13 protein-coding genes are annotated in these 11353 nt (G+C 53.2%); all 13 read left to right on the top strand.

What is annotated here, in order from left to right; translation table 11 throughout:
• Positions 1-135 precede the first annotated feature (135 nt).
• Complete coding sequence (locus tag ACWHYZ_RS00960; RefSeq protein ID WP_447985437.1) at positions 136-783, top strand: hypothetical protein; 648 nt, start codon at positions 136-138, stop codon at positions 781-783.
• Positions 784-1188, top strand: coding sequence for a hypothetical protein (locus ACWHYZ_RS00955; RefSeq protein ID WP_447985436.1), 405 nt, complete (start codon positions 784-786; stop codon positions 1186-1188).
• 45 nt (positions 1189-1233) lie between these two features.
• A complete protein-coding gene (locus ACWHYZ_RS00950) occupies positions 1234-1959 on the top strand; it encodes an ImmA/IrrE family metallo-endopeptidase (protein WP_447985435.1) in 726 nt (241 codons plus the stop codon).
• A 206-nt stretch (positions 1960-2165) separates the two neighbouring features.
• Positions 2166-2804 (top strand): 16S rRNA (guanine(527)-N(7))-methyltransferase RsmG, encoded by a 639-nt coding sequence (gene rsmG, locus ACWHYZ_RS00945; protein ID WP_447985434.1) that lies wholly within the window; start codon positions 2166-2168, stop codon positions 2802-2804.
• 50 nt (positions 2805-2854) lie between these two features.
• Positions 2855-3631 carry a ParA family protein gene (locus ACWHYZ_RS00940; RefSeq protein WP_447985433.1) on the top strand — a complete coding sequence of 259 codons (777 nt, stop codon included), beginning with the start codon at positions 2855-2857 and terminating at the stop codon, positions 3629-3631.
• On the top strand, positions 3609-4463 hold the full coding sequence (locus tag ACWHYZ_RS00935; protein WP_447985432.1) for a ParB/RepB/Spo0J family partition protein: 855 nt from the start codon (positions 3609-3611) through the stop codon (positions 4461-4463). The genes ACWHYZ_RS00940 and ACWHYZ_RS00935 overlap by 23 nt, the downstream gene beginning before the upstream one ends.
• Before the next feature lie 186 nt (positions 4464-4649).
• Complete coding sequence (locus ACWHYZ_RS00930; RefSeq protein WP_447985431.1) at positions 4650-5111, top strand: bactofilin family protein; 462 nt, start codon at positions 4650-4652, stop codon at positions 5109-5111.
• Positions 5112-5119: 8 nt separating this feature from the next.
• Positions 5120-6205 carry a tRNA 2-thiouridine(34) synthase MnmA gene (gene mnmA, locus ACWHYZ_RS00925; protein WP_447985430.1) on the top strand — a complete coding sequence of 362 codons (1086 nt, stop codon included), beginning with the start codon at positions 5120-5122 and terminating at the stop codon, positions 6203-6205.
• 156 nt (positions 6206-6361) lie between these two features.
• Positions 6362-6901 (top strand): ATP synthase F1 subunit delta, encoded by a 540-nt coding sequence (atpH, locus tag ACWHYZ_RS00920; RefSeq protein WP_447985429.1) that lies wholly within the window; start codon positions 6362-6364, stop codon positions 6899-6901.
• A 3-nt stretch (positions 6902-6904) separates the two neighbouring features.
• Positions 6905-8425 (top strand): F0F1 ATP synthase subunit alpha, encoded by a 1521-nt coding sequence (atpA, locus tag ACWHYZ_RS00915; protein ID WP_447985428.1) that lies wholly within the window; start codon positions 6905-6907, stop codon positions 8423-8425.
• Between the two features lie 30 nt (positions 8426-8455).
• The gene (gene atpG, locus ACWHYZ_RS00910; RefSeq protein WP_447985427.1) at positions 8456-9328 is read left to right on the top strand and encodes an ATP synthase F1 subunit gamma; all 873 of its coding nucleotides are present in this window, start codon (positions 8456-8458) and stop codon (positions 9326-9328) included.
• A gap of 78 nt (positions 9329-9406) precedes the next feature.
• Positions 9407-10849, top strand: coding sequence for a F0F1 ATP synthase subunit beta (gene atpD, locus ACWHYZ_RS00905; RefSeq protein ID WP_447985426.1), 1443 nt, complete (start codon positions 9407-9409; stop codon positions 10847-10849).
• 71 nt (positions 10850-10920) lie between these two features.
• Positions 10921-11334: a F0F1 ATP synthase subunit epsilon gene (locus ACWHYZ_RS00900; protein WP_447985425.1), complete on the top strand. Its 414-nt coding sequence runs from the start codon at positions 10921-10923 to the stop codon at positions 11332-11334.
• The last annotated feature ends 19 nt before the right edge of the window (positions 11335-11353 follow it).

Raw genomic sequence — 11353 nt, 5'->3', positions numbered from 1 at the left:
AGTGCGCTTTAGCAGAAGTCCTTGATTTATATAGTGTATATCTGCTAGGGTCAGGACCCGTCGAGATGGTCGTATGAAGACAGACCTGACGAGGACTACCCGCTCGTCTCCTTCCTGTTTGGGTGTCTCGGAGAGATGCAGAAGCTCACCAAGGAACAAGAGGAAAGTATTGCTGCCGTCAAAGCGGCGATCAACGCGCTTTCTCCTCTAGAGCGTGAAAAGCTGTGGAGTGATATACGAAAATATGCGTACTCAAAAGTGGCGTTCTACCAGCTCGATGGAGTCGGAGCCGCCGGCCCTGCCGCCGATGATTATGTCGCCGAAGTGTTGGAAAAACTTCTAAATGGCGACCGGATTTGGGATAACAAAAAGAAAGATAATTTCAAAATCTTTTTGAAGTCATCGATTAAGGGTCACATTGGAAGCGCCATGCAAAAGGTGCATGAGGAGTTGTTACCAAGGACAGAAGAAGACTGGGAAAAACAAGTGCTCAAATGGTCACTGAACAGCGATATAGAGACTCCGGAGGAATTGATCCGTATGCGAGAGGATTTCCAAGACGCCTATGTAAGAAGGTTACGCGTATTGGAAGCCCGTATCGTGATGTCGTTCAGGGTTCAGCAGGACCAAACGGATGCAATGATCATTTTGAAGGTCATGAAGGAGGGCCATACAAAGCCATCGGATACGGCGCGGGAATCTGGTCTCCCGTTGTCCCGTGTCATACAGCTATGTAAGCGGCTGAAGATCTTAGGAAGACAAATAATTGCGTTGGAGGAATAGATGAAAGACCAAAGGGGACAATCGGAAGAAGTGGCTCAGAAGGTATGGAGCGCCATTGTTGGTGCTGATATTGACGATCCGTACGTCGCGGTTGCCGCGGACAAGATCGGTGCGAAGGCACTGGATCTCCGGATTATCGCGATGATGACAAAGCCGGGTGGTGACTATCGAAAAGCCTGGATCAAAGCGTATGGATTCGCCCAAAAACAACGTGGCCATACGCTTCCTGCACTTCCCTTGGCGCCTGAGCGCGCAGCCGAGGCTCGTAAACGACTACGGCGACGACTGTATCAAGATTGCAAAAAGGAGCGATCACAAGAATCTGTTCGTTTTCGCCGATTGGAAATCGCACGACTCACAGACAAAGATCTTGACCAAATCCTTGCTGCCCTTTATCTAGGATGATCCTGTATACTCGCTACTGGTCCCGGTTCCTTGGTTCTACTTGGTATGAGCATTCACATCACCCCAATCTTAGACGAATTCGGCATCCAATCTCCCGCCGACATCCATATTGAAGCCATAGCATATCGATATGGTCTTTGGCTCTATCAAGCTCCTCTGTCCGGTGCACATGGCTGCCTGGTAAGGAAGGGTGACCATGGGATAGTAGTTGTCGATCACAGCCTTTCACGTCCAAGGCATCGGTTCACTATTGCGCATGAATTAGGACATTTCCTTTTACACAAACCTCTAAGCCTCACACCATGTAAAACGCCTGACAATGATATCTTAGACGACAATCATTCGTTCGAACGGCAAGCCGATATATTCGCGGTGAAGTTGCTGCTTCCAGAAAAACTTTTTCTATCAAGGGTACAGGACCTATCATGGGGACTGGATGCCATCAAAACGGTTGCAAGGGAGTTTGAGACCTCGCTGACCTCTACTGCTTTTCGGTACGTCGAACTTTCAGAAAGACCTTCTGCGGTTGTGATATCTGATGCAAACCATATCGTCTCGTATAAAAAATCCGATAGTTTTTACGAGAAGTTTCTCAGAAAAGGTACGAGGATTCCTGAGTCATCAACATCACGCATCGCGTATAGCAAGAGAGCAGTAGCGGGCATCATAGCAGGGTACAGCAATTGGGATAGTTCCACATGCTCGCTCTTCCATGAGCAATCTATTCGACTTGGTCGATATGAGAAGGTCCTCACGCTCATCTGGAAGTAATTCAGACGCTACGCCGCATCAAATACATTATAATTCAATAACATCGCTCGCTATTCAGGTACCGGAAGAGGACCATTTTTGTCCGATACGGTAAGCATAAAATGGCCATGAGTCGATGTAAGCATAAAGTGGCCAAAGCGGCCATTTTATCAGGCCAGTAACAAAACCGCTTGACGCAGACACGCGGCATAGCGTACTTGTTCCACGTGGAACAGGCCCTGGAGTTGGCACATTGGTCGGGAGAATTCGGCGTTAAACTTTCTCAAGAACAGCTAGGCCTTTTTCAGACCTACCTTCGCGAGTTACGCGCTTGGAACCGCAAAACGAATCTGACCGCGATTACTGATCCACAGGAAATCATTGTAAAGCACTTTCTAGATTCTCTCGCTTGCAGTAAGGGTCTGGTTGATTTTTCTACTAACTTAGAACTTTTAGACATTGGGTCAGGTGCCGGATTTCCTGGACTCCCACTAAAGATCGCAATGCCGGAACTTAGCGTCACTCTCCTTGAACCTGCGTCTAAAAAGATTGCATTCTTGCGGCATATCGTTGGCACACTCCAGTTAAAGAGCGTCAAGGCCATACCCAAAACCCTTGAAGCCTTTGCCCTTGACCATACAAACCACAAAAAATTCTCTTACGTTATCAGTAGAGCCTTAAATATGAGCCTAATCATCGAACGCTGCTTGGGGTTACTTAGCGCCGAGGGAAGACTCATTCTATGCAGATCAAAGCCGCTTTCAGAAACAGAAACACCAGGCATGTTTGAAGTTGAACGGGAACTGTCCTATGACCTTCCGTGCGGGTACGGCCATAGAGTTTTGAGCATTTTAAAGCGACCATGATGATGTTCCACGTGGAACACTGGCTTTAGTCACCGTCCAGGAAAACAACCATGGCGAGAATTATCGCAATAGCCAATCAAAAAGGCGGCGTCGGAAAGACGACCACCTCGATCAATCTGTCATCATCGTTGGCGATCAACGATCAAGCAGTCCTTATGATCGACATGGACCCTCAATCGAATGCGACAAGCGGGGTTGGCATAGATCAGAAAAGCTTATCCCGTTCGCTGTATGACTGCCTCATGCGAGGCGAACCTCTAATCGAGGCAATATCACAGACGAGTGTTGCCAGGCTTTCGGTCGTTCCAGCCACTGCAGATTTGGTTGGGGCCGAAGTTGAACTCGTGAATGTTGAAGACCGTGAACGCGTTCTAAAGAAGTCTATGCAGGGGCTTACTGATAACTATGACTACATCATTATTGATTGCCCCCCAGCATTGGGCTTTCTGACCATCAACGCGCTGGCCGCAGCGCATTCCGTGTTGGTACCCGTGCAATGTGAATACTACGCAATGGAAGGACTGGGCCGTCTCATGGCTAACGTACAGCGGATTCAGGATGGAATTAATCCATCTTTGGAGCTCGAAGGAATCTTACTCACCATGTTTGACTCGCGTAATAGCCTCGCGCGCCAGGTTTCGGAAGAAATACGCAGCCATTTTAAAGAAAAAGTCTATAAGACCATGATTCCGCGAAATGTGACGCTGGCAGAAGCTCCGAGTTATGGACAGCCTGCTGCTTTTTATAACGCAGCGTCTGCTGGTGCGCAGGCCTATCTTGAATTAGCAAAGGAGGTTCTTGCTCATGGAGAAGAAAGCTCTCGGTAAAGGCCTCGAAGCGCTGCTGCCGACTGTTCACTTTAAGGAACCTATCCCGCAACCCGCCGATGTGCAAGAAGTGGCCTTAAGTCAAATCATTCCAAACAGATATCAGCCTCGTACTACATTTTCTGAACTGGAAATATCTGAGTTATCTGAATCGATTAAGAAAAATGGGCTCATCCAACCGATCATGGTGAGGCGAAAGGGTGACGGTCTTTATGAACTCATCGCCGGCGAACGTCGCTTTCGCGCAGCAAAGATGGCTGGGCTATCAACCATCAAAGCGGTGATCAGAAATTCGAGTGACGAGCAGGCCATGGAATTAGCCCTTGTCGAGAATCTTCAGCGACAAGATCTGAATCCCATGGAAGCCGCGCGAGCCTATCATCGTCTGACAACAGAATTCGGGCTTACACAGGAGCAAGTCGCGCAGCGGATAGGAAAAGACCGCTCTTCCATCGCCAATATATCGAGACTGACGAATTTGCCTAATGATATTCAAGCGTTGCTTGAATTAGGCCAACTGACAACCGGCCATGCAAAAGTGATTCTTGGGGTACCGACGGTCGCGGCGCAACAATCACTGGCTCGCCATATTATTGATGGTCAACTGTCCGTTCGACAAGCTGAAAAACTGGCAGCCCAGGAGACGAAGCCGAAACGCGCCGTGAAGCGTGCAACGCCTCATTCGGACATTGAAGAGCGGCTTCAAAAACATTTCGGGACACGCATCGCCATTCAGAAGGGCCGGAGAGGTGGAAAGATTCTGCTACACTATTTCGGTCCTGAAGAACTCGATCGTTTGATCGAGATGCTCCTGGGAGTACCGAAAAGTTAGATTCCTTGACGAACACATTCCTACGATACACACCAGCACCCCCACGTCCTTTTCTATTTTGGCTCTCAATAATCGCCATTACGAATTCAAAGATTTTTCGCTTTGCCCTCGCGGTGACCATGTCCCTTAGTCAACCAGAGCCAAGGTCTGCGCACCGGTTCCTTGGCTGATACACAGGAGGAAACCATGTGGGAACTCAACGGGAAAAAGCATCTGCAGGAGCGCGAAGAAAACTTCACGTTTCTTGGCCGCGGGGTTGACTTCAAGGGCGTGATCAGATTTGATGGCACCGTACGGATTGATGGTCAGCTGGAAGGAGAAATCCACGCCAAAGGTACGTTGATTATCGGCGAGCATGCGGCGATCAAAGGATTGATCGTCGCCGGAATCGTCATCTGCGGTGGCAAAGTCAATGCCACTGTTACCGCAACTGAGAAGGTCCAACTTCTGAAAACGGCTGTTCTCATTGGAGACGTGCGCACCCCCTTGCTCGGCATGGAAGAAGGAGCCCACCATCATGGCATGTGTGAAATGGGCGCCAATAAGATAGCCGAGCGAACAGAGACCGAAATTCAGAGCCCGGACAATGTCCATAACCTGGCCCTGCATCGAGGTAAGATGCGGGCCCAAGAGTCGTCTTTATCGTAAACGACCCAATGTCGCGACCAACGGTCATTCTTGGTATGAGTGGAGGGGTCGACAGCTGTGTGGCCGCCGCTCTTCTCGTGGAACAGGGCTATGACGTGCACGGCGTCACTCTTCAGGTATGGGAACACGAAGATGAATCAGCGGTGTCGAAGCGGTGGCAAGAGCGCAGCTGCTGCAAAGTTGGGATCGCGAAGTTTGCAGCAAAGCGACTCGGCATCACACACGAAGTTATCGACACCAGAGCCGGCTTTAGAGCCGGGGTCATCGACGATTTTCTCGCTGGTTACCTTGCCGGCACCACCCCCAACCCTTGCGTGCGCTGCAATGAGCGCGTCAAATTGCGCTCGCTCTATTCCATTGCCCAGGCACGTTCGATCGACTTTGTGGCCACGGGTCACTATGCACGTGTCGTTAGTGAGGCTGGTCAATGGCATTTGCAGCGCGCGGTAGACCCGCGTAAAGATCAGAGCTACTTCCTGTATCGCGTTCAGCCGACCTGGCTTCCAAAGCTCTTGTTTCCCGTGGGCGCCATGCACAAACCAGAAGTCTGGGAACGAGCGGAATCGCTGGGGCTGCCGGCTGATGAATTAAAGGAGAGCCAGGAGATTTGCTTTGTAACACAAGGTGATTATCGGGCCTTCATCGAGATCGAATCCCCATCGTCCAAAAGACCAGGCAACTTCACCGATACAACCGGACAGATTTTAGGTCGACATGAGGGCATCGCCTATTATACCCCGGGGCAACGGCGTGGGCTGGGGATTGCGACAGGCGAGCGGCTTTACGTCCACCATGTGGCTCCAGAAACCAATACCGTGGTGCTTGGCCCTGAAGATGGACTATTCACGGCAGAATGCACCGTGTCCGATCTCAATCTCTTTGATGAGACCCTTCGCACTCAAGTCGCATCGGCCGACGTGAAAATTCGCTATGCCACTCCGGCTGCACCCGCACAGCTTCACCCGACGTCTGATGGTACACTGCGAATTATCTTTCAGACGCCTCAACGAACGTTATCGCCGGGGCAGTCCACTGTGTTTTATCATGGCGACCGCGTCCTTGGCGGCGGCATTATCCAATCCGAGCCCCACTGACGGCTTGATCCGGACCATCTGCTATCTCGTAACAAGTCTCCGGACAGCGGCCTCCCGTCTCCTTCCTGCTTGACACTGCCCATTCGCTGATGCTAATTTGCCGTGTTTTTCGTGCCCACCCGCACGGATATTCACTCCCGGTCATCGGAAACGATTGTGATTAAAACTGCTGTCGCGCGACGTTACGCGAAAGCTTTGTTTGGGCTCATAGAATTGGGACAGGTGGAGGCCACCCGGAATGGCCTTGTCGCCCTCGCCGATGCTGTCAGGACCTCGGCCCCGCTGAAACACGTGCTCGCCTCGCCGGCCTTTAGTATCCATGATAAGCAAGCGGTCCTCGAATCCCTCAGCCAACGCATAGGGTGTCCTTCCATCATGGGCCAGTTTTTAGCTCAATTGATCAAAAAGAATCGGGTCGGCTTCCTCCCCGAAATTGCGGAAGAGTTTGCCGTCCTGGCTGACCAAGCAAAAGGGACGCAGCCCGTGATGGTTTCATCGGCAACGCCATTAACAGCAGAAAATCAGGAACAGCTTCGGAGCCGTCTTCGAGCTCTCCTCCGGCGCGATGTCGATCTGACCTTTCAGACGAAGCCCACCCTGCTTGCTGGACTTCAAATTCGAATTGGAAGCACCCTATTCGACAGCACGGTTCGCACGCGCCTGGAAACCATGCGAACCCTCGTGACGAAGGAGTAGCTGATGCAGATTAAGTCTGAAGAAATTAGCTCGATCATCAAGGAAAAGATCAAAGGTTTCGACCAGCGCGTCGACGTCAACGAAACCGGATCTGTCATCCAGGTCGGTGACGGCATCGCCAAGATTTATGGCCTTGAGGGGGCGATGGCCGGCGAAATGCTCGAGTTCCCCGGTGGCCTGTACGGAATCGCGCTCAACCTTGAAGAGGACAGCGTCGGGGCAGTCCTCATGGGCGACGAGACCAGCATCAAGGAAGGGGATCCGGTCAAACGCACCGGCCGCATTGCGGAGGTCCCGGTCGGTGAGGCCCTGGTCGGTCGCGTGGTCAATGCGATCGGACAGCCCTTAGACGGCAAGGGACCAATCAAGGCTTCCACAACTCAACGATTGGAAGTCCGCGCGCCCGGGGTGATCGATCGACAGTCCGTCCGTGAACCCTTGCAGACCGGTATCAAAGCCATCGACGCCATGATTCCGATCGGCCGAGGCCAGCGCGAGTTAATTATCGGCGACCGGCAGACCGGAAAAACCGCGATTGCCGTGGACACCATTATCAATCAACGCGGCCAAAACGTGTTCTGTATATATGTCGCGATCGGACAAAAGCGCTCCACCGTCGCGCGCGTCGTCAAGACGCTCGAAGAGCACCATGCCATGGAATACAGCATGGTCGTGTCCGCCACAGCCAGCGACTCGGCCTCGCTGCAATATCTCGCGCCATACGCCGGTGTCGCGATGGGTGAATACTTTCGAGACAACGGCAAGCATGCTTTGATCATCTACGACGATCTGTCCAAGCACGCCACGGCATACCGGCAGTTGTCCCTCCTCCTCCGGCGGCCTCCTGGCCGAGAAGCCTATCCCGGCGACGTTTTCTATCTACACTCCCGACTCCTCGAGCGTGCGGCAAAAATGAGTGAAAAGCTTGGAGGAGGCAGTCTGACGGCGCTTCCCATCATCGAAACGCAGGCCGGCGACGTCTCGGCCTACATTCCGACCAATGTCATCTCCATTACAGACGGTCAAATTTATCTGGCCGGAGATCTCTTTTATGCCGGTATCCGACCCGCCATCAACGTCGGCCTGTCGGTATCACGCGTCGGCGGCTCGGCTCAGATCAAGACCATGAAGCAGGTCGCAGGGACGCTGCGCTTGGATCTCGCGCAGTATCGCGAGATGGCGGCCTTTGCTCAGTTCGGGAGTGAATTGGACAAGACAACACAGGCCCAGCTCGCTCGTGGTGCCCGCCTTGTGGAGTTGCTCAAACAGGGACAGTACAAGCCCATGCCGGTCGCCGATCAGGTGTTGTCTATTTACGCGGGCACGAATGGGTTTCTCGATGACATCCCGGTCAACAAGGTCCGACAGTTTGAGGAAGATCTCCTGAATTATGTTTCGCAGCATCATCCACAACTAAAGAAGGACCTTGTCGCCAAAGGCAAAATCGATGAAGCTTTTGGGAAAGAATTGAAACAGATCATCACCACGTTCAAGCAAACCATGGGATACGGCCCGAAACCATAACCATCGACCGTCAGCAGTCACGAACAGACCATGCCAAGCCTCCAGAGTCTTCGCCGGAAAATCGGCGCGATTAAAAATACGCAGAAGATCACCAAGGCCATGAAAATGGTGGCTGCGGCGAAGCTCAAGCGCGCGCAGGATCGCATCCTGTCTGCCCGGCCATACGGTCATAAGATGCGAGACGTCATTGCCAACCTCAGTCGGCGTGTGAACCGCTCAGCGCATCCCCTTCTCCAAAAGCGGACAGGGCAGACCATAGAGGTTCTTATCGTCACCAGCGATCGGGGTCTTTGCGGCGCATTTAACACCAACATCATCCGCAAGGCCTCGGAATTTATCCGAGAGTCCGAAGCGCGCGGCGCGAAGGTGACGTTGAGTGTCGTCGGCCGAAAAGGACGAGAATTTTTTCGGCGGAGCCCCTGGCCCATTCGCCAACAGTGGCTTGGTGTGTTCGATCGATTGAGCTATGAACACGGCATCGAGATCGGACACGATCTTATCGAGTCTTACACAAAAGGTACGTTCGACGAGCTGTATGTTATCTACAACGAATTCAAATCCGCGATTCAACAGCGCGTGATTGCGGAGAAGTTTTTCCCTATTGAATCGCTCGAACCGCCCGCCGGTGGCACGATGCACCTCGGTGGTGGTTATCTCTACGAACCGGATGAAGATGAACTGTTGGCGGCCCTGCTGCCCAAGCATTTCCAAACTCAAGCGTACCGGGTTCTTCTGGAATCATCCGCCGCGGAACAGGGGGCGAGGATGGCCGCTATGGACGGCGCAAGCCGGAACGCCGGGGAGATCATCAAGAAGATTACACTGTACTACAACAAAACCCGTCAGGCAGCCATTACCAAGGAATTGATGGATATCGTGGGCGGGGCAGAAGCGCTGAAATAAAGACTCGCGCTCTCCATGGCGCCATTCAAGCACCATGGACAACGAACTGAGAACGGATAACTCGCGGAGAAGGAGCCTATGAGCACAGGGAAAGTCATCCAAGTCATCGGTCCGGTCGTGGACGTGGAGTTCCCGCCAGGCCAGCTCCCCAAGATCTATAACGCGATACGTGTCGATCAGGCAGAGGACGCTAAGGCCGGGACACCGGAGATTCACCTCACGCTCGAAGTCGCGCAGCATCTCGGTGAGAACCGTGTGCGCGGCATTGCGATGTCGTCCACCGACGGCTTGGTTCGGGACATGCCGGTCGTCGATACGGGCGCGCCGATTTCCGTTCCAGTGGGACGTGAAACGCTTGGCCGACTCATCAATGTCCTCGGTGAACCCGTCGATGAAAAGGGCCCCATCAAGACAAAGAAGACCTATTCCATCCATCGTCCCGCCCCATCCTTGGAAGACCAAGAGACGAAGACCGAGGTGCTGGAGACCGGTATCAAGGTGGTCGACCTTCTGGAACCGTATTCGAAGGGTGGCAAGGTCGGGCTCTTCGGCGGAGCCGGTGTCGGGAAGACCGTCATCATCATGGAACTCATCAACAACATCGCACTTCACCATGGTGGTTTCTCCGTCTTTGCCGGTGTCGGGGAGCGAACCCGCGAAGGGAACGACCTCTGGCACGAAATGCAGGAGTCGAAGGTCATCGATCCGGATGACTATACCAAGTCGAAAGCCGCGCTCGTGTACGGGCAGATGAACGAGCCGCCGGGCGCTCGCTTGCGCATCGGCCTCACCGGCTTGACCGTCGCCGAATACTTCCGGGACGAAGAGAACCAGGACGTGCTGCTCTTTGTTGACAATATCTTCCGTTTCACACAGGCGGGATCAGAAGTGTCCGCGCTCCTCGGTCGCATGCCTTCAGCCGTCGGCTATCAGCCGACGCTCGGGACCGAAATGGGCGCGATGCAGGAGCGCATTACATCAACAAAGAAAGGTTCCATCACTTCCGTCCAGGCCATATACGTGCCCGCCGACGACTTGACGGATCCTGCGCCGGCGACCGCCTTCGCACACCTCGACGCCACGACCGTCTTATCACGCGGTCTGGCCGAGCTTGGCATTTATCCGGCAGTCGATCCCTTGGATTCCACGTCCCGCATTCTGGATCCACAAATTGTCGGCGAGGAACATTACACGGTGGCACGCGGAGTGCAGTCGGTCTTGCAGCGCTATAAAGAGTTACAGGATATCATCGCCATCCTGGGCATGGACGAGTTGTCGGAAGATGATAAGACCCTCGTGGCTCGCGCACGAAAGATTCAGCGCTTCCTCTCGCAGCCGTTCCACGTTGCGGAAGCCTTCACCGGATCACCCGGCAAATACGTGAAGCTGAAAGATACGGTCAGAAGCTTTAAGGAAATTCTTGACGGAAAATATGATGCGCTCCCCGAGCAAGCCTTTTACATGGTCGGCCCCATTGAAGAGGTCATCGCAAAAGCAGAGAAGCTGGGCTATAAAGTATAACGAAAGACCGTCAGTCGTCGGGCGGTGTCAAAGAGCCGAAGGCTGATCACAGTGCGCTGGTGGCTACAAGCATGGCACGTACAATCCTATTAGAGGTCGTCACTCCGGAACACTTGCTCCTCAGCCAGCAGGTCGAGGAAGTTATTGCGCCCGGCGTTGAAGGTGAATTCGGGGTGCTTCCCGGCCATACGCATTTCCTCACGACGCTAAAAATCGGTGAACTGCGGTACCGAATCGGCGAACAGATGCACTACATGTCCGTCCTCTGGGGTTATGCGGAAGTGACACCCGACAAAGTGATCATCCTGGCCGAGATCGCCGAAAAGGCGGAAGATATCGATGTCGATCGTGCCCAAGCAGCGGTCGAAGCAGCCCAACGTCGCCTCGACACCGGCGGGCTTCCGTCAGAAGTCGAAGCTGCCCGAGTCAGTCTCGAAAAAGCTCGGCTTCGCAAGCGAATCGCCGAACGCACGCATCGACGTTAAGCGCAATCACCATCGCCCT

Source organism: Nitrospira sp. Nam74, from assembly GCF_965152615.1.
This window is presented reverse-complemented; position numbering and strand designations above follow the sequence as displayed.